20 protein-coding genes are annotated in these 17,547 nt (G+C 69.3%); 10 read left to right on the top strand and 10 right to left on the bottom strand.

From position 1 onward, the window contains the following. Window positions 1–14: 14 nt before the first annotated feature. The 6 genes from katG to P8T65_RS02460 form a co-directional block, all read right to left on the bottom strand. A complete protein-coding gene (katG, locus tag P8T65_RS02485; RefSeq protein WP_316723762.1) occupies window positions 15–2,204 on the bottom strand; it encodes a catalase/peroxidase HPI in 2,190 nt (729 codons plus the stop codon). A 184-nt stretch (window positions 2,205–2,388) separates the two neighbouring features. Next, window positions 2,389–2,529: a hypothetical protein gene (locus P8T65_RS02480; protein ID WP_316723761.1), complete on the bottom strand. Its 141-nt coding sequence runs from the start codon at window positions 2,527–2,529 to the stop codon at window positions 2,389–2,391. Further along, window positions 2,526–2,750, bottom strand: coding sequence for a hypothetical protein (locus tag P8T65_RS47155; RefSeq protein WP_399098197.1), 225 nt, complete (start codon window positions 2,748–2,750; stop codon window positions 2,526–2,528). Before P8T65_RS47155 ends, P8T65_RS02480 begins: the two co-directional genes overlap by 4 nt. Next, a complete protein-coding gene (fahA, locus tag P8T65_RS02470) occupies window positions 2,747–3,961 on the bottom strand; it encodes a fumarylacetoacetase (protein ID WP_316723760.1) in 1,215 nt (404 codons plus the stop codon). The genes P8T65_RS47155 and fahA overlap by 4 nt, the downstream gene beginning before the upstream one ends. Further along, complete coding sequence (locus P8T65_RS02465; RefSeq protein WP_316723759.1) at window positions 3,958–4,836, bottom strand: hypothetical protein; 879 nt, start codon at window positions 4,834–4,836, stop codon at window positions 3,958–3,960. The genes fahA and P8T65_RS02465 overlap by 4 nt, the downstream gene beginning before the upstream one ends. Continuing rightward, a complete protein-coding gene (locus P8T65_RS02460; protein ID WP_316723758.1) occupies window positions 4,833–6,056 on the bottom strand; it encodes a homogentisate 1,2-dioxygenase domain-containing protein in 1,224 nt (407 codons plus the stop codon). The genes P8T65_RS02465 and P8T65_RS02460 overlap by 4 nt, the downstream gene beginning before the upstream one ends. Before the next feature lie 178 nt (window positions 6,057–6,234). On the opposite strand from P8T65_RS02460, the gene P8T65_RS02455 reads away from it, so the two are divergent. From P8T65_RS02455 to P8T65_RS02425, 7 genes are all read left to right on the top strand, one after another. Continuing rightward, entirely contained in the window at window positions 6,235–6,906 is a 672-nt protein-coding gene (locus tag P8T65_RS02455) for a helix-turn-helix domain-containing protein (protein ID WP_316723757.1), read from the top strand. 164 nt (window positions 6,907–7,070) lie between these two features. Continuing rightward, window positions 7,071–8,276 (top strand): 4-hydroxyphenylpyruvate dioxygenase, encoded by a 1,206-nt coding sequence (hppD, locus tag P8T65_RS02450; RefSeq protein ID WP_316723756.1) that lies wholly within the window; start codon window positions 7,071–7,073, stop codon window positions 8,274–8,276. A 453-nt stretch (window positions 8,277–8,729) separates the two neighbouring features. Next, a complete protein-coding gene (locus tag P8T65_RS02445) occupies window positions 8,730–9,743 on the top strand; it encodes an EamA family transporter (RefSeq protein WP_316723755.1) in 1,014 nt (337 codons plus the stop codon). A 36-nt stretch (window positions 9,744–9,779) separates the two neighbouring features. Beyond that, entirely contained in the window at window positions 9,780–10,232 is a 453-nt protein-coding gene (locus P8T65_RS02440) for a hypothetical protein (RefSeq protein WP_316723754.1), read from the top strand. After that, window positions 10,229–11,161: an ornithine cyclodeaminase family protein gene (locus P8T65_RS02435; RefSeq protein ID WP_316723753.1), complete on the top strand. Its 933-nt coding sequence runs from the start codon at window positions 10,229–10,231 to the stop codon at window positions 11,159–11,161. The genes P8T65_RS02440 and P8T65_RS02435 overlap by 4 nt, the downstream gene beginning before the upstream one ends. Window positions 11,162–11,653: 492 nt before the next feature. Then, the gene (locus tag P8T65_RS02430; protein WP_184903319.1) at window positions 11,654–12,085 is read left to right on the top strand and encodes a tetratricopeptide repeat protein; all 432 of its coding nucleotides are present in this window, start codon (window positions 11,654–11,656) and stop codon (window positions 12,083–12,085) included. A 300-nt stretch (window positions 12,086–12,385) separates the two neighbouring features. Beyond that, window positions 12,386–12,580, top strand: a complete 195-nt coding sequence (locus P8T65_RS02425) for a hypothetical protein (RefSeq protein WP_316723752.1) — start codon at window positions 12,386–12,388, stop codon at window positions 12,578–12,580. A gap of 166 nt (window positions 12,581–12,746) precedes the next feature. Here P8T65_RS02425 and P8T65_RS02420 read toward each other — a convergent pair whose 3' ends face one another. The 4 genes from P8T65_RS02420 to P8T65_RS02405 all read right to left on the bottom strand — a co-directional run bounded on the left by P8T65_RS02420 (window position 12,747) and on the right by P8T65_RS02405 (window position 14,223). Continuing rightward, complete coding sequence (locus tag P8T65_RS02420) at window positions 12,747–12,914, bottom strand: hypothetical protein (protein WP_316723751.1); 168 nt, start codon at window positions 12,912–12,914, stop codon at window positions 12,747–12,749. An 88-nt stretch (window positions 12,915–13,002) separates the two neighbouring features. After that, entirely contained in the window at window positions 13,003–13,434 is a 432-nt protein-coding gene (locus tag P8T65_RS02415; RefSeq protein ID WP_316723750.1) for a DUF1360 domain-containing protein, read from the bottom strand. A 202-nt stretch (window positions 13,435–13,636) separates the two neighbouring features. Beyond that, window positions 13,637–13,954 carry a DUF4142 domain-containing protein gene (locus P8T65_RS02410; RefSeq protein WP_316723749.1) on the bottom strand — a complete coding sequence of 106 codons (318 nt, stop codon included), beginning with the start codon at window positions 13,952–13,954 and terminating at the stop codon, window positions 13,637–13,639. A gap of 29 nt (window positions 13,955–13,983) precedes the next feature. Next, on the bottom strand, window positions 13,984–14,223 hold the full coding sequence (locus P8T65_RS02405; protein WP_316723748.1) for a hypothetical protein: 240 nt from the start codon (window positions 14,221–14,223) through the stop codon (window positions 13,984–13,986). 386 nt (window positions 14,224–14,609) lie between these two features. Here P8T65_RS02405 and P8T65_RS02400 point away from each other — a divergent pair, with 386 nt between their 5' ends. The 3 genes from P8T65_RS02400 (at window position 14,610) to P8T65_RS02390 (ending at window position 17,466) form a co-directional block, all read left to right on the top strand. Next, window positions 14,610–15,602, top strand: a complete 993-nt coding sequence (locus P8T65_RS02400; protein ID WP_399098192.1) for a trypsin-like serine peptidase — start codon at window positions 14,610–14,612, stop codon at window positions 15,600–15,602. Window positions 15,603–16,020: 418 nt separating this feature from the next. Beyond that, window positions 16,021–16,626, top strand: coding sequence for a lytic polysaccharide monooxygenase (locus P8T65_RS02395; protein WP_316723747.1), 606 nt, complete (start codon window positions 16,021–16,023; stop codon window positions 16,624–16,626). A 474-nt stretch (window positions 16,627–17,100) separates the two neighbouring features. After that, a complete protein-coding gene (locus P8T65_RS02390) occupies window positions 17,101–17,466 on the top strand; it encodes a hypothetical protein (RefSeq protein ID WP_316723746.1) in 366 nt (121 codons plus the stop codon). The last annotated feature ends 81 nt before the right edge of the window (window positions 17,467–17,547 follow it).

Below are 17,547 nucleotides of genomic sequence, written 5' to 3'. Positions count from 1 at the left end.
GTGCCCGCCGCCGTTCAGACCAGGTCGAACCGGTCGAGGTTCATCACCTTGTCCCACGCGGCCACGAAGTCACGCACGAACTTGTGCCCCGCGTCCCGCGCCGCGTAGACCTCCGACACGGCTCGGAGCTGGGAGTGCGAGCCGAAGACCAGGTCCACCGCGGTGGCGGTCCACTTGAGTTCGCCCGTGGCGCTGTCCCGGCCCTCGAACACGTTCTCGTCCGACGCCGACGCCTTCCACTGCGTGCCCATGTCCAGCAGGTTGACGAAGAAGTCGTTGGTCAGTGCCTCCGGCCGGTCCGTGAAGGCCCCGTGCCGGGAGCCCCCGAAGCCGGTGTCGAGCATCCGCATGCCGCCGACGAGCACCGTCATCTCGGGAGCCGTCAGCGTGAGCAGGTTGGCGCGGTCCAGCAGCAGGGTCTCCGGCGACAACTTCTCTCCCGCCCGGAGGTAGTTGCGGAACCCGTCGGCCCGGGGTTCGAGCACGGCGAACGACTCCACGTCGGTCTGTTCCTGCGAGGCGTCCGTGCGCCCCGGTGCGAACGGGACGGTGATGTCCTGACCGGCGTTCCTCGCGGCCTGCTCGACGGCCGCGCAGCCGCCGAGGACGATCAGGTCCGCGAGCGAGATCCTGGTGCCGTCGGACCGAGCGCCGGCGAAGTCCTCCCTGATCTGCTCCAGCCGCCGCACCGTCTCGGTCACCTCGGGCAGTCGGTTGACCTCCCAGTCCCGTTGCGGCGCGAGCCGGATCCGTGCTCCGTTGGCCCCGCCCCGCTTGTCGGTGCCGCGGAAGCTCGCCGCGGACGCCCAGGCGGTGGTGACGAGCTGGGAGAGGGACAGGCCCGAGGCGAGGAGCGTGCTCTTCAGAGCGGCGATGTCCGCGTCGGCGACGAGTCCGTGGTCGACCTCGGGGACGGGGTCCTGCCACAGCTGCGGTTCGGGGACCCACGGGCCGAGGTAGCGCGTGACGGGTCCCATGTCGCGGTGCAGCAGCTTGTACCACGCCCTGGCGAAGGCGTCGGCGAGCCTGTCCGGGTTCTCGTGGAAGCTCTTCGCGATCGGGCCGTAGACCGGGTCCAGCCGCAGCGCGAGGTCCGTCGTCAGCATCATGGGGGCGTGACTCCTCGACGGATCATGGGCGTCGGGGACCGTGCCCCGGGCCGCGGGATCCGTGGGTGTCCACTGCTTGGCGCCGGCCGGGCTCGTCGTCAGCTCCCATTCGTAGCCGAACAGATTGTCCAGGTACCCGTTGTCCCACCGGGTCGGCGCGGAGGTCCACGCGCCTTCCAGTCCGCTGGTGAGCGCGTCGGCGCCCTTGCCGCTGCCGTACCGGTTGTGCCAGCCGAGTCCCTGCTGCTCGACGGGCGCGGCCTCGGGCTCGGGGCCGATGTGCTCGGGATCGACAGCGCCATGACACTTGCCGAACGTGTGGCCGCCGACGATGAGCGCGACCGTCTCCTCGTCGTTCATCGCCATGCGCCCGAACGTCTCGCGGATGTCCCGGGCGGCGGCCAGCGGATCCGGATTGCCGTTCGGCCCCTCCGGATTGACGTAGATCAAGCCCATCTGCACGGCGCCGAAGGGAGCTGCGAGTTCCCGGTCGCCGCTGTAACGCTCGTCCCCGAGCCAGATGTCCTCGGGTCCCCAGAAAATCTCCTCGGGTTCCCAGATGTCCTCTCGCCCGAATCCGAATCCGAACGTCTTGAATCCCATCGATTCCATGGCACAGTTGCCGGCGAAAACCAGAAGGTCGGCCCAGGAGATTTTCTGTCCGTACTTCTGCTTCACCGGCCACAACAGTCGGCGCGCCTTGTCCAGACTCGCGTTGTCCGGCCAGCTGTTGAGGGGAGCGAAGCGCTGGGCGCCGCTGCCGCCGCCGCCCCGGCCGTCGGCGATCCGGTACGTACCCGCCGCGTGCCAGCTCATCCGGATGAAGAGCGGCCCGTAGTGGCCGTAGTCGGCGGGCCACCAGTCCTTCGAGGCCGTCATCACGTCGAAGACGTCCCGCTTCAGCGCGTCGACGTCGAGGGTCGCGAACTCGGCCGCGTAGTCGAAGTCTTCGTCCAGGGGATTCGAGCGGGGCGAGTGCTGGTGGAGGACTTGCAGGTCCAGCTGATTCGGCCACCAGTCCCGGTTCGTCCTGGGCCGAGTCGGCGTGGGAGTGGGGGAGGCGATTGCCGGGTTTTCGCTTTCGCTGCCGGACACGTCGTCCTTCTTTCTGTCTCGGTGTTTCCGCGCGCCATGCCGAGGAATGTGATGTCGGCGTCCGTATGGTCGCGCACCACGGACGGCAGGGCCACGAAACACGCAGGGCGCAATCGCCTGACAAACGTGCGAGGAATTCCCCCTTTCCGTGCACGCTCGCGAGACGGTCGTGCCGTGATCCGAGTCAGCTCTGGACCGGGGTTCCCCTCTTCTCGCGCACCTCGTCGAAGGTGACGCCGGGGGCGAGTCCGACGAGCCGACACCCCTCGTCCGTGATGTCCGGCACGGCGAGGTCGGTGATGGTCCGCCGCACCACAGCCGTCACGCAGCTCGCGTGCGGCGCGCGCCGCCCTCTCCGGCCGGGCCCAGCCGGTCCACTGCCCGCTCACGCCGCGTACCGGGCTCCACGAGTTCCTCGACCTGGGCGACGCACGTCCGTCCCGCCGTCGCGGCGAGCGGGTCGAGGTTCATCGCCGCCTTGTGAAGACGAGGTTGCGGTAAGTCGGCGACCGGCTCGGCGGCCGAGGCAGCCGTCTTGCCCGTCACGCCTCCCGTCGCTTGCCGCCGGTGATGCGGCCGCGGGCCTCGCCGAAGCCGATCCGGGTTCCGTCGGCACCCGGGGCCGTGGCGGTGAGGACGACCTCGTCGCCGTCCTCCAGGAACGTGCGCGGTCGGCCGTTGACCGTGACGGGCTCTTTGCCGCCCCAGGTCAGTTCGATGAAGGCACCCCGCTGCTCCTTCTCCGGGCCCGAGACGGTGCCGGACGCGAACAGGTCACCGGTGCGCGAGGGAGCGCCGTTGACGGTCTGGTGCGCCAGCATCTGGGCGGGCGACCAGTACATCGCGGAGTACGGCGGCCGGGAGACCACCTGACCGTTCCATGCGACCGTCAGGTCGACGTCCAGGCCCCACGGCCGGGCCATCCTCAGATACGGCAGTACGGCCGGCTTCTGCGGCGGGACCGGGACCCGGGCGGCGTCCAGGGCGAGCAGCGGCACCACCCAGGGCGAGATCGTCGAGGCGAACGACTTGCCCAGGTTGGGGCCGAGGGGGACGTACTCCCAGGCCTGGATGTCGCGCGCGGACCAGTCGTTGAAGAGCACCACCCCGAAGATGTGCCGCTCCGCGTCCTCGGCGGCGATGGGATCGCCCATGGCGCTGCCGGTCCCGACGACGAAGCCGAGCTCTGCCTCGATGTCGAGCCGCGTCGAGGGCCCGAAGACCGGCGCCGGGTCCTGGGGCCCCTTGCGCTGTCCGGAGGGCCGGACGATGTCGGTGCCCGAGACCACGACGGACGCCGCCCGGCCGTGATACCCGACGGGCAGGTGCTTCCAGTTCGGCAACAACGGGTCCGGGTTGTCGGGCCGGAAGAGCCGACCCAGGTTCGAGGCATGGTGCTCGGAGGCGTAGAAGTCGACGTAGTCGGCGACCTCGAACGGCAGGTGCAGGGTGACCGCGCCCAGGTCGTGGACCGCCTCCTCGGGGATGGGGCCACGGAGCCGCTCGGCGATCCCGGCCCGGACCTCGACCCAGCGGTCGTGGCCCTGCGCCATGAAGGCGTTGAGGCTCGGCCGGGCGAAGACGTCGTCGTCGAGCAGCACGGCCAGATCGATGACGTGGTCGCCGTAGCGGGTCGCCACGCGCGGTGCCCGGCCGGGCACAGAGTAGACGCCGTACGGCAGGTTGGTCAGGCCGAACAGCGAGTCGGCCGGGACGGTCGACAGGGCCGTGCTGGTCGACAGGGTCGTGCCGGTCATGGGGACACCTCGGTCAGGTCGGCGACGGTTGTGGCGGGCAGCAGTCCCAACCCGGCCGTCTCGACGGCGGGTTCGGCGACGGAGCAGGTGCCGAACGAGCGGAACAGATCACGGACTTGGGGCGACAGGTCGCGCACCCGCTCGGCGACCCGGTCGCCGTCGCGGTCGGCCAGCAGCTCGACCAGCGTCGCCACCTCGGCGCCCCGCAGAGCGGCGTCGGTGGCCAGGAGCAGGTTGAGGAACCCGTGCTGCTCGAATCCGGTCTCCGGGTCTGTGTTGCGCAGCGCGTGGTGCAGCCCCGCCGTTGCCTTGAACGCCACCCCGGCCCGCGCCGCGGCCAGCACGGCCGCCGCGAGTTCACGCTCGTCCGGGTAGAGGTCGGCGCGTACGCCACCGGTCCGGAACTTGGCCAGGTAGGGCGTGCCGGCGAGGGCGGCGAGCAGTGCCTCGCGCCGGGCGTCGCGCGGCACCTCGACATAGACGGTGAGCGCGGTGTCGTCGTCGATCGCCTCGGCCAGGGCGGGAACGACTCTGTCGGCGGTGACTTCGTCCGGGACGGTGACCTCCAGCCCGACCAGCCGTACGGCCGGGATCCGGTGCGTGGCGGCGAGAGCCTCGCGGACACCCGGCAGGGGCACGGTCACCGAGAGGTCGAACGACCCTGCGGCGAGGTCCCCGGTCGGCTCGGCGAGCCTGTCGATGTCCTTGGCGGCCAGCACGAACGCCCCGACCAGTCCCGCGTGGGCGCCACGGGTGTGCGCCACGTGGGCCGGGACGGCCTCCTCGACGGGCAGGCTGCCGGGCGGGAAGACCGCCGCGTCGTCGAACAGACCGGCGAGCACCGGGGGGATTCCCGGTGTCGGCGAGGCGCTCATCGGTTCTGCTCCCAGGAGTAGACGTACGTCCCGTCGTCGGTCGCGCGGGCGGCCTCACCGAGCTGGAGGGGACGGAAGGTGTCGACCATGACTGCGAGCTCGTCGAAGAACTCCGCCCCGATCGACCGCTCCATGGCACCCGGCTGGGGACCGTGGGGGTGGCCGCCCGGATGCAGGGAGATCGAGCCCTGTCCGATCCCGGAGCCCTTGCGGGCCTCGTAGTCCCCGCCGCAGTAGAACATCACCTCGTCGGAGTCGACGTTGGAGTGGTAGTACGGCACCGGGACGGACAGCGGGTGGTAGTCCACCTTGCGCGGTACGAAGTTGCAGATCACGAAGTTGTGGCCCTCGAAGACCTGGTGGGCAGGCGGCGGTTGGTGAACCCGTCCGGTGAGGGGCTCGAAGTCACGGATGTTGAACACGTACGGGTAGAGACAGCCGTCCCAGCCGACGACGTCGAAGGGGTGGTTCGGCAGCGTGTGGACGGTCCCCACGACGCCGCCCGGGCCCCGGTGTTTGATGTACACCTCGACGTTCTCGCCCTCGACGGACTTCGGGCCGTCCGGGAGGCGGAAGTCGCGCTCGCAGTAGGGCGCGTGTTCGAGGAGTTGGCCGTGCTTGGACAGGTAACGCCGGGCGGGTCCCACATGCGAGTTGGCCTCGATCGCGTAGATCCGTACGGTCCCGGCCCCGGCCCCGGCCCCGGCCCTGTCCTTGTCCTTGTCCTTGTCCGGGACGATCCGGTACGTCGTCGCCCGCGGGACGATCACATAGTCCCCGTCGCCGACCTCCAGGTCACCGAAGACCGTCTCCACGCGTGCGCGCCCGTCCTCGACGTAGAGGCACTCGTCGCCGATCGCGTTGCGGTAGTACGGGCTGACCGTGTCGGCCACGACGTACGCCAGCCGCACGTCCTCGTTGCCCAGCAGCAGCCTGCGGCCGGTCACCGCGTCGACGCCGGGCCTGCCGTCGGTGAACAGCTTGTGCGTGGAGAGATGGCGGGGCACCAGGGGGTGGTTGGGGGTCAGGGACTGGTCGCCGAGGTCCCACACCCGGAACTCCCGCACCGCCGACGGGATGTGCCGGTGGTAGAGCAGCGAGGAGTCCGAGGAGAACCCCTCCTCGCCCATGAGCTCCTCGTAGTAGAGGTTCCCGTCCGGGTCCCGATGCTGGGTGTGACGCTTCGGCGGGACCGCGCCCGCCCGGTGGTAGTACGGCACGTCTCTCTCCCTTGCGCGCTCAGCGCACATTTTTGTGCGTTGGAAGCGACGACTTGACGTTAGGTCTGGGGCGACGGCCCAGTCAAGGTGCCGCTCGGGATCCTGGGCACCACTCGCCCGTCTGACGTGCCCTAACGTGGCGCCCGAAGAAGCGCTGTCGGTTTTCTCGGAGGTGTTGATGGCCACCCTGCAAGGTCTGGACCGTGGGCTTCGGGCTCTGGAGCTGGTCTCCCTGACGTCCGAGGGCCTGACCGTGGCGGACCTGGCGGCGCGGCTGGAGATCGACCGGGCCATCGCGTACCGGATCGTGCGAACGCTGGAGGAGCACGGCCTGGTCGCCCGGCAGGGCAAGCGGGTGCGGCTCGGCGCCGGTGCCGCGACGCTGGCGGGACGGTTCCAGCAGCAGCTGGTCCTGGCGGCCCAGCCGGTGCTGCAGGAACTCGCCGACGCCACCGGGACCTCCGCCTTTCTGACAGTGGCCCACGGCGTGCGGGAATGCGTTCCGGTCGCGGGTGCGCAGCCCACCGTCCAGCACGGTCCCGTCCAGGTGGGCTACCGCATCGGCGTGCGCCATCCGCTGGAGAGGGGGGCGAACGGTGTCGCCATCCTCGCGCTGCAGCCGCCTGTGCCGGGCGAGTCCGAGGAGGTCGCGCTGGCTCGGGAACAGGGCTACAGCGTCACGTCGGGGCAGCTCCAGCAGGGCGCCACCGGGATCGCGGCGGGCTTCGAGGTCGCGGGTGCGGCGGGCGCCTCGGTCGGGGTCGTGGCCATGCACACGTTCGACATTGAACCGGTCGCCGCTCGGGTGAAGGAGGCTGCCGCCCGGCTGGCGTCGCTCGGGGGCGCCTGATCCCGCACTCTCTCCTGGCTGGGCAGATTGTATAGGTGATGCCCGAAGGAGGGAGGCAAACTGAGCAGCTTGAGCAGCCCGGAAGGTGACTCTTGTGCAGGCCTGAGGGCTGGGTGTGTTCTACCGCCACGCGCCGGAAGCAGGCACACCGAAAGGGATGACGCATGAGCATCGAACAGACCCTCACGAGCCAGGAGCGGTTGGCGGAGCTCGACCTCCAGCAGCTCAAGCAGCTGGTCGGGCTCGTGGAGTACGACGCACAGGGCGATCCCTTCCCGGTGACCGGGTGGGACGCGGTGGTCTGGGCGGTGGGCAACGCCACGCAGGCGTCGTCGTTCTTCCAGGCGGTCTTCGGGATGGAGCTGGTCGCCTACTCCGGCCCGGAGACCGGCAACCGTGACCACCACGCGTTCGTGCTCCGCTCCGGAGCGATCCGGTTCGTGCTCAAGGGCGGCGTCGACCCGGACAGCCCACTGCTGGACCACCACCGCCGCCACGGTGACGGCGTGATCGACATCGCGCTCGAAGTGCCCGACGTCGACAAGTGCGTCGAGCACGCCCGTGCGCAGGGCGCGACCGTGCTGGAGGAGCCGCACGACAGCACCGACGAGTACGGCACCGTCCGTACGGCGGCCATCGCCACGTACGGCGAGACCCGCCACACCTTGGTGGACCGCTCCCGCTACACCGGCCCCTATCTGCCCGGATACGTGGCCCGGACCTCGGGCTACGTGAAGCCCGACAACGAGCCCAAGCGCATCTTCCAGGCACTCGACCACGTCGTGGGCAACGTCGAACTCGGACACATGGACGAGTGGGTCGACTTCTACAACCGCGTCATGGGCTTCACCAACATGGCCGAGTTCATCGGCGACGACATCGCCACCGAGTACTCGGCACTGATGAGCAAGGTCGTCGCCAGCGGCAACCACCGGGTGAAGTTCCCGCTCAACGAGCCGGCGATCGCGAAGAAGCGCTCGCAGATCGACGAGTACCTCGACTTCTACCGGGGCCCGGGCGCCCAGCACCTCGCCCTCGCCACCAACGACATCCTCAGGACCGTCGACGTGCTGCGGGCCAAGGGCATCGAGTTCCTCGCCACGCCGGAGAGCTACTACACCGACCCGGAACTGCGCGCCCGGATCGGCAAGGTCCGCGTGCCCATCGAGGAACTCGCCTCGCGCGGCATCCTCGTCGACCGCGACGAGGACGGCTACCTGCTGCAGATCTTCACCAAGCCGATCGGCGACCGGCCCACCGTGTTCTTCGAGTTCATCGAACGCCACGGCTCGCTGGGCTTCGGCAAGGGCAACTTCCAGGCCCTGTTCGAGGCGATCGAACGTGAGCAGGAGAAGCGCGGCAACTTCTAGCGACCGAGATCCCCGGACCACCACACAGGCCACCACCGAACCCGGCGGTGGCCTGTCGCACGCCGCCCCCGACTCCACCGGCTGCGGGGCGCGCTCGGCGAGCCGGCCTTGGGAGCCTCGACACTGGCTGGCCGAGAACGCCGCCGACATGCCGGTGAGCTGACCCGGGGCCCCGTCGTGCTGCGCTTCGGTGACTACGACACCGCCACCCTCCACATCCCGCCCGGCCCGTACGACAGCGTGCTTTGCCTGCCTGCCGAGTGGTGGTCAGGTCCCAGCCCATGGGACGCCTGCCCGTTGCCGGGTAGGGTGATCACATGCAACTGTTTCTGACGCCTCCGCCGCCCGCCGCTTAAGGCGGGCAGTCATGCAGAGCCGTCCCGGGGCTACCGGGGTGGCTGCGCGGGTTGCCCACGGAGACATCGTGATGGCAATCAATCGAGGAGATCTCAGTTGCAGTCCTCTTCTGCCCTGCCCGTTCGGCAGGGTGTTCTCTACGTCGCGATTGCGGCCACGGCATGGGGCACTGGCGGCGCGGTGGCCGCCGAACTGTACGACGTCGGCGGAATCGGTCCCATCTCCGTTTCTTTCTGGCGGTTCCTGACCGGACTCGGGCTGCTCCTGGCGGCTCACCTGGTGCGACGGTCCCGGCGGCCGGAGACGGCGCTGTCGCTGCGTGCAACGTTCGCGGCGAACCCGCGGCGGGCCCTGGTCGTGGGCTTCGGGCTGGCGGTGTACCAGACGGCCTACTTCGCCTCCGTGCAGCAGGCCGGGCTGACCGTGGCCACGGTGGTGACCCTGGGCTCGGGTCCGGTACTGGTTGCCGCCGGAGCCCGGCTCACGCTGGGTGAGCGCAGCGGCGCCGCCGGAACCGCCGCGGTGGCGAGCGGCGTCGCCGGTCTGGTGCTGCTGATGGGGGGTGCGGACGGGGGCACCGGCCCTGCTCCCCTCCTGGGCATCGGATACGCGTTGCTTTCCGCCGCCGGCTACGCGGGCGTGACCTTGCTGGGCCGTTTCTCCGGCCGGGAGAACTCGGGTGGCGCGTTCGAGTCCACGGTGACCGGCTTCGCGGTGGGCACGGTCTGCCTTCTGCCGATGGCTCTGCTGGAAGGCTTGCTGCCCGACATGGAGCGTCCGGCATGGACCCTGGGCCTGATCCTCTACCTGGGGGCCGTGCCGACGGCGCTGGCGTACACGTTGTTCTTCGTGGGCCTCGGCGTCGTACGGGCGACCACGGCCTCCGTCGTCGCCTTGGTGGAACCGCTCACCGCGGCGGTCATCGGCATCCTGGTCTTCGGCGAGCGGCTCAACGCGATCGTCCTCACCGGCACGGCTCTTCTGCTGTTCGCCGTGCTGTTCCTCGCTGTCGACGAGGGGGCCGGCCGAGCGGCTTCCCGAAGGACGCCCGACGCAGGTGCTGACCGGGGTCAGCGCACGTCGCGTCCGGCCATGCGGACCAGGGACTGACGCCGAAGCACCATGCACAGGGCGGGCGGTGAGCCAATGGGACCCATCGCCCGCTATTACCTACTGCAGCGAATGATGCGCATCGCGCACGCCTATCCGGTGGTTGAGGAAACATCCTCGCCGCTGAATCGTTCCGCAGAAGATCTCGACGCTTCATTGACCATGGGTGAGCGGGCGGCTCTTCGTAAAGCCGTCAGCGAACTCAACGCACAGTCAGCAACCGATGATCCGGCAGCCTTCTACGGCCGCAACTGCTGCTCTCCCGTATCTCCGGGCTCTCGTATGCGTCGGCAGCCTCTCCAGGCATTCGGCATGCCGGGTCTGCGTCTCGGCTGGCTGATCGCACCACCTACGCTCACGCCGCAGCTTCGCCAACGGCACGAATACGCCACCGAGCACCACCTCCGGTCCACCTATGGGCAGGAACCGGCCCAGCTGGCAGCCGCGCTGGAAAAGGCCTCACATGTTCTGAAAGAACTGAGTGCGTGAACCCCACAGCACTGCCACTGATCGACGCCGACGAACTGGCGCGCCGCCTGCCCATGCCACGAGCCATTCAGGCAGTGGAACAAGCCCTGCGCGCGGGGCTGAACCCCGAAGCGGACATCCCCCGCACCGTGCTCGACGTCGACGCGGGCCAGCTGCTGCTGATGCCCTCCACGACATCCTCGTACACCGGGGTGAAGATCGCTGGAGTCGCGCCCCGCAATCCCACCCGCGGGCAGCCACGCATCATCGCCTCCTATCTCCTGATGGACTCGACCACGCTCTGCCCGACAGCCCTGATCGACGGCTCCGCCCTGACCCTGCTGCGCACCCCCGCGGTTTCCGCCGTCGCCGTGAACCACCTGGCGGTCCCGAATGCCGAACGGCTCGTCCTCTTCGGGACCGGACCTCAGGCATGGGCCCACGTGGAGGCGATCCGGGCCGTGCGACCCATCTCCTCGGTCGGCGTCGTCGCGCGTCGCCCAGAGCAGGCAGCGAGACTGGTCGAGCGCTGCCAGAAGGCCGACCTGGGCGCACAGGCGGTTTCCTCAGAAGCCGTCGCGACCGCCGACATCGTGGCCTGCTGCACGACATCGCGCACGCCGCTGTTCCCGGCCGCAGCCGTCGCATCCCACGCAGTCGTCGTAGCCATCGGATCTCACGAACCGACGGCCCGAGAGGTGGACACCGAATTCGTCGCCCGGGCCACAGTCGTTGTCGAAGCGCGCACCGCAGCGCTGAGTGAGGCAGGCGACATCCTGATTCCTCTGCGCTCCGGCGACATCGGTACCGAGGCGATAGCCGGCAACCTGTCCGAGCTTGTGCGCGGAGCCGTGAACGTCCGGCACCTGAGGCCAAAGCTTTTCAAGAGTGTGGGCATGTCGTGGCAGGACCTGGTTGTGGCCGCCGCTGCCGTCGAAGGGTTCTCATAAGCGCACCATGTGGCCCGAATCCGATGCCAGGTGACAGTGCTGCCGCTGTCGCCGAGTCGCGCCAATGGCGAAGGTGGGAGCCATGAATAACACATTCGACGCCGCTGTCCAGACCGTTACGGCGTCATCGCCTCGCCACCGCCCTCTGGCCAGGCGGTCGGGGAGGTCCTAGTAGCAATTACCCACAGTGACAGACCACGACCATCTGATCCTCTTTCGCAGTGCAAAACAGCTCTCTGGGGGTTGGTGCTTCGCCGGTCACTACGGCCCTGTCGACTGACCCCGGACGAGCTCCAGACGCTCGCCCGCGTGTCCTGCCGTGTGATCGAGCAGCTGGAGAAGTGAGCGGAATAACCAGGCGTGAGGGCTTGCTGCAAGGGCGTCCCCGGCACTCGCCGGCGGTCACGACGCGTCCCTCGTGCCCGTTCGAGCATCGGTCGGCCGCGCTCCGGACCGTATGGAGAAGTGTCCGGGAGAAGGAGGAAGGGAACCATGACCGACGAGTTCAACACCTACCCGGCCACCGGCGGGGTGGCGCCCGACCGTTGGGCCAGTGCGCTGCACCTGTTCGACAACGGCGTCGGAGTGCCGCACGAGGAGACCACGGCCGAGCGGTGGGAGCGGGCCCAACTGCTGTTCGACGCGCGCGATTACATCGGCTCCGCGAAACTGCTCGTCGACGTGGTCGAGGAGGCTCCGGAGCAGACCGGCCCCCGTCTGCTGCTGGCCCGCGCCTACTACCACTCCGCGCAACTGCGGCGGGCGGAGGACCAGTTGCGGGTGATTGTCGAGCGCGATCCGGTGGAGCACTACGCCCACCTGATGCTCGGCCGCACCCTGCAGCGCCAGGGACGCCGGGGCGAGGCGGAGCCCTGGCTGCGGCTGGCCGGCGCGTTCGCGGGCGAGTTCCCCGACGGGGAGTGAGCGGCGCGGGAGTGACGACTGAGGGGCGGGCACCAGACGACCGGTGTCCGCCCCTCACCTGTGTGGTGCCCTGGCAGGGAGTGGGAATCCTCCGAGCCTGGGTACCCGATCTCGTCACGGAGGGAGGCAGCACACTCGACAGCCAGGAGCTCCGCGAGGCTGCCGAGGCCGTCGCCGCCGCCTGGGCCACCGCCCTGTGGGGAACCGGGTGCCGGCCGGGCAGGGCTCCTGCTTCGACGAGGCACTCCCGGCACGGCTCGTCCGTAGCAGACCCCGGCAACCGAAGGAGAACTCCCATGAGTGAGCAGACACCGTCGCAGGCAGGGCGAACGCCGCCCTGAGTCCTCGGGGGACGGCGGACCGGGCGCGTCCAGCCGTCGTGAGGTTCCCCGCACCACACCCTCGCAGGCCGAGGGCGACGACCTGGAGCACGAGGACGCCGCCGACAACGGCGAGGACGGCGCGGAAGACAGCGAGGCGTCGACATCCGGGTAGTCCGGGTAGTCCGGGCGGACCTGTCCGTGACGCGGACGGGATCGGATCGGGACCGGGTCCCGGCGGTGGCAGCTGCCTTCCGCTTGCTCGCCCGGCGCCGCCACGCCCCGGCCTTCCATCCCGACGGGCTGACCTGCGCGGCCGAAACTCTGCCTAGGTGCGCCTCTCACGCGCGGCCGGCCTGCCCAGGCGGCTGCCGGACGGCCTCGAACTGGCCGTTCGGGTCGAGGACGCCGACGGCACCGACCACCTTCTCGACCTGCTCCTCAGCAGCAGTGGTGAGAGCCGGATCGCCCGGCATCTGCCGCTGCCGTGCGCCGACGCGCAGAAGCACCCCACCGGTCCTGGCGGGCCTTCGCCGTACTTGACCGTACGGACCGTGCTTCCCCGTGCCCGCGAGGACTACCCTCGGCGTCCGGGAATCAGCCGCTCCCACGGGCCCAGTCCATGAGCGCGCCGTACGAGAGTTGCAGGGCGTCGGCTCCGGCCAGAGAGGCGAGGGTGCCCATGGCGGTGCGCGTGCCGCGCGGCCAGAGCAGCCGGCTCGCCGTCAGGGTCGACGCCACCCAGACACTCATGCAGAAGGGGCAGGTCACCAGCTCGCCGACGGTGTCCCTGCCGTCCTCCGGCCGCGCCTCCTCGTGCAGCTCGGCCGGACCCAGCGGGCCGACGTACCTGGTGAAGGGCGCCCGCAGCGGACTGGTGACCGCCGCCTTGCTCAACAGCCGGCTGAGCCGGAACGTGGCCACCGATGTGAGGACGATGTCCCAGGGGTCGGGGCGTTCGGGCACCGGACGACCCCGGCGCCGTACCGCAGTGATCCAGGTGGCCGCGTACACCCCGAAGCCGGCCATGGCTGTCAGATAGCCACCGAGCGGCCGGTCCTCCCCGTCCGAATAGCGTCCCTCCGTCTTGAGGAAGGGGCGGCGAGGAGGCTATGGGGCGGGCGGGGCGCACGCGCGGAGGCCGTACGGGGGGACACGCGTCGTATTGCCCCCCGATCGGCTGCTTGCCCGACACCGACACCGGCACCGGCACGGTCGGCCGTCGTGTCCTCTATTTGGGGGTGACGTCCTTCTCGACCTCCTGGAAGGTGGAGGCGTCGACGAGTCCGGTGTCCTCCAGGACTTCCATGTGGTCCAGGACAGTTTGGTTTGCCTGACGGGCGTGGCGGCGGATGAGGTCGTTCTGGGTGGCGGCCCGGACCTCACCGATCGTGGCGAAGATCTTGCCGTGGGAGGCCCGCAGGACGTTGGCGAAGAGCTTGTCGAACTCCTCGCCCTGCGCGTTCTCCAGATCCCGGACCCACTGCTGCTGTTCCTCGGCGGCGTCGTTGGGGATGTCCACGCCGAGGATCTCGGCGTCCTCGCGCACGAGTTGGTCCAGTTTGCTGTGCCCGTCGATCAGGTGGTCCCGGCTCGCTTGACGGCCTCGTTGGAGGCGTTGGTCTGGGCGAGCCGTCCGGCCGGGATCTCCCAGAGGCCGGCCTGGCGTACCTTCACGAGGAACTCGCGGTCCACTTCGGTCACGGTCAGGTCGGCGCCACTCTGGCCGGTCGCCGCCGGTCCGGCGCCTCCGGTGGTGACATGGCCGTCGGCGTGCTGGTTGGCCCGCGATCGTCGGGTTGGCCGAGGCTTCGTCACTGCCCGCCCTGATCGCGATGACGGCCCCGGCTATCACGGCGCACACGGCCGCGGTGATCGTGACGGTCCGCCTCGACGTACGCGTGGACACCGCGCGTCGGTTCGCATGCATGTGTTCTCCCGGTCGGGTAGAGAGTGATTCCTCCAGGTCGGTAGGAGCAGACACCTGTTGCGGCTGCCACGGCACGCAGCGAGAGGTACGCACGGGAACGCGGAGATGTTCAAGGAGTGGTCAAAAGCGGTCCGCCAGGGCGGGACTCTCCTCCGAACCGGTCCAGGGGTTGATTTTGCGCCCCATTGTGACGTGTACCTGTCCAATCTGCGGGTGGAATGGCACTCTGCGTTGCGCGAGTTCGTCCTCGTCCCCCACCGCACAAGGAGTACGCGTGAGAGACATACGCCGCTCGTCCCACCCCTCCCGGTCCCCGCGCAGGTCCCGCCCCGTCTTCGCGGCACTGCTCGGTGCCGCCGCGCTGCTCGGCGCCGGTGTGTTCGCTTCGCCGGCCGGGGCGGCCACGGCCACGGCCGACCCCGCCTCGTTCTGGACCGCCGAACGTATGCGTCAGGCAACGCCGTTGGACCTGCCGGCCGTGGATCGGACCCAGGTGAAGGCCCCTGCCCCCTCCCTTGCCAAGGGCAAGGAGAAGACGGTCACCCCGACCCTCCCGGGCACCCTGAACGAGGTCGGAGTGCTGGCCTTCCCCAACAGTGGTGGTGCCTGGAGCGGGGGCGGAGCCGTGGTGTCCACGGCCGGGCGGGTGTTCTTCGCCTACCAGGGGCGCACGGCCTCGTGCTCAGGCAACGCCGTCACCAGCGCCAACAAGAGCACCGTCATCACGGCCGGTCACTGCGTGAAGCTGGAGGGCTCCTGGCACACCAACTGGGTCTTCGTGCCCGGCTACCACGACGGGCAGGCGCCGTACGGCAGGTGGAGTGCGACGAAGACGCTGGCCACCCCGCAGTGGACCGCGAGCGAGGACATCAACTACGACATCGGCGCGGCCGTCGTCGCCCCGCTGGACGGGAAGCTGCTGACGGACGTTGTCGGCGGACAGGGGCTGGCCTTCAACACCGGCTACAACCGGGCGATGTACGCCTTCGGCTTCCCCGCCGCTTCTCCGTACGACGGGGAGAAGTTCATCTACTGCAGCGGCACCACCAACCGTGACTTCCTGCTCTCCAACGACCACGGCATGAACTGCAACATGACCGGCGGCTCCAGCGGAGGCCCCTGGTTCACCCAGTTCAACGAGGCCACGGGCACCGGCCTGCTGTCGTCGGTGAACAGCTTCAAGTACAACTTCCTGCCCAACCGCATGTACGGGCCGTACTTCGGCACCGACGCGCAGAACCTCTACCAGACCGCGCAGTCCTCCTGACCCACGGTCGGGCCACCGGGAAGCCGGCCTGAGGCTGACGGACGACGTGCTTGCGCGGCACTCGCGACCGCGCAAGCGCGTCGGGCCCTGCTCGGAGGGACAGGTCCCGAGCCGGGTCCGCTGCGCATCGGCGAGCTGAGGAACGAGATCCGGGGCAGCAGCGGCACGCCGACTGGCCTGGGTCCTGGGCCGGTCCCGCGGGCAATCCTGCCCCCCGGCTCACGGCAGAGTCTCTGTTCGCGGCCCGCCCCTGTAATCAACTCTGTCTGCTTCATTGACATCTCACTCAGAAGTCCTAGCTTTGGGAGCGCTCCCATAACAGCCTTGCAACTGGAAGGAGTCCCCCCACATGCGCAACAAGAGTCCGTTAACCGGGCGTTCGCAGGCGTCCCTTCGCCGGTCTCTCCAGGCGCTCGTCATGTTGTTCGCCGTGACCGTCGGCGCCCTCGCCTGGTCGACCCCCGCCCAGGCTCACGGCACCGTCGTCGGCCCGGCCACCCGCGCGTACCAGTGCTGGAAGACATGGGGCAACAACCACACGAACCCGGCCATGCAGACCCAGGACCCCATGTGTTGGCAGGCCTTCCAGGCCAACTCCGACACCATGTGGAACTGGATGAGCGCGCTCCGCGACGGCCTCGGAGGCCAGTTCCAGGCACGGACCCCCGACGGGACGCTCTGCAGCAACAACCTCTCGAGGAACGCCAGCCTGGACAGGCCCGGATCGTGGAAGACCACCACCATCGGCAACAACTTCTCGGTCCAGCTGTACGACCAGGCGTCCCACGGTGCCGACTACTTCAAGGTCTACGTGAGCAAGCAGGGCTTCAATCCCAAGACCCAGACCCTGGGCTGGGGCAACCTCGACTTCATCACGCAGACCGGCCGCTTCGCCCCGGCGCAGAACATCACGTTCCCCGTCCGGACCTCCGGCTACACCGGACACCACATCGTGTTCGTGATCTGGCAGGCCTCGCACCTCGACCAGGCCTACATGTGGTGCAGCGACGTGAACTTCGGCTGAGCCGCACAGCACCGCACGCGGCACCGGCTTCTGCCGGGCGCCGGTAACCCGCCGCCCGGCAGACCGAGCCCCGTCGGGGCAGGGACCCATGCGGTCACCCTGCCCCGACGGCTTCGTGTTCCGGGCCCTGCTGCCGCATCAACTCCTGCAACAGGCCGTTGAGCTGGGCAAAAATGCCGTCGGACCAGCTCAGGGCTCAGGGCTCAGATGAGGTTCTTCTCCAGTGCGGCCAGGTAACTGTCCGTGAAGTGGTCGCGGATCCCGTATCCGGCCGGTGCCAGCGGGCCGGCGTGGGTATTCTTCACGTCCGGCCAGATCGACTGGAGGGCCTCGGCGAAGCCGTCGTGGACGTATCCGGTGTCGGCCGGGCCTCTGCGGGCGGGTCTGGGCGTCCGAGGGCCAGTCCTTGACCTGCTGCGGCTCGGTACTGCGGAACGCGGTCACGATCAGACATGAGGACGAGGGGGCAGGCCGATGGGCGCCTATGTGTCGATCAGAGGGTGGCTGGAGTGCGACGAGAGACAACTCGCCGCCGTGCGGGAGGTCATCGCCGGGCACGACGACGGCCGCTACACCAACGGATGGGGCGCGCCCCGTCGGCACATGAACTGGACCCACTACATCTTCTACGGCGCGGACATCCGCGACTCGGCGCTGGACTGGTTCAGCGACCAGGTCAGGGCGATCGCTCGGATACCTGCCTCCGACGCCGACGGGGATCTCGTCCAGGGACTGTTCCTGGTCAGCCATGAGGTCGAGGGGGCGACCGAATGGCAGGTCCGCGGCGGCCAACTCTTCATCACACCGGCCGACATCAGACACCAATATCTCGACGAGTAGTCTTCGCACGGCGGTGCGTGCGGAGGCTGCGGACGGGGGCCACCAGACCTGGGACGGCTACTGGTTCGGCGCCAACCGGCT

The sequence above is a fragment of the Streptomyces sp. 11x1 genome (assembly GCF_032598905.1).
GTDB lineage: Bacteria > Actinomycetota > Actinomycetes > Streptomycetales > Streptomycetaceae > Streptomyces.
Note: the sequence above shows the minus strand (reverse complement) of the source record. Positions and strands in the feature narration are given on the sequence as shown.

Bases quoted from the DNA above. Each gene is read 5' to 3' on its own strand.
- fahA (WP_316723760.1), bottom strand. From the start codon at position 3,961: ATGACCGGCACGACCCTGTCGACCAGCACGGCCCTGTCGACCGTCCCG.
- P8T65_RS02465 (WP_316723759.1), bottom strand. From the start codon at position 4,836: ATGAGCGCCTCGCCGACACCGGGAATCCCCCCGGTGCTCGCCGGTCTG.
- P8T65_RS02455 (WP_316723757.1), top strand. From the start codon at position 6,235: ATGGCCACCCTGCAAGGTCTGGACCGTGGGCTTCGGGCTCTGGAGCTG.
- hppD (WP_316723756.1), top strand. From the start codon at position 7,071: ATGAGCATCGAACAGACCCTCACGAGCCAGGAGCGGTTGGCGGAGCTC.
- P8T65_RS02440 (WP_316723754.1), top strand. From the start codon at position 9,780: ATGGGACCCATCGCCCGCTATTACCTACTGCAGCGAATGATGCGCATC.
- P8T65_RS02430 (WP_184903319.1), top strand. From the start codon at position 11,654: ATGACCGACGAGTTCAACACCTACCCGGCCACCGGCGGGGTGGCGCCC.
- P8T65_RS02415 (WP_316723750.1), bottom strand. From the start codon at position 13,434: ATGGCCGGCTTCGGGGTGTACGCGGCCACCTGGATCACTGCGGTACGG.
- P8T65_RS02395 (WP_316723747.1), top strand. From the start codon at position 16,021: ATGTTGTTCGCCGTGACCGTCGGCGCCCTCGCCTGGTCGACCCCCGCC.
- P8T65_RS02390 (WP_316723746.1), top strand. From the start codon at position 17,101: ATGGGCGCCTATGTGTCGATCAGAGGGTGGCTGGAGTGCGACGAGAGA.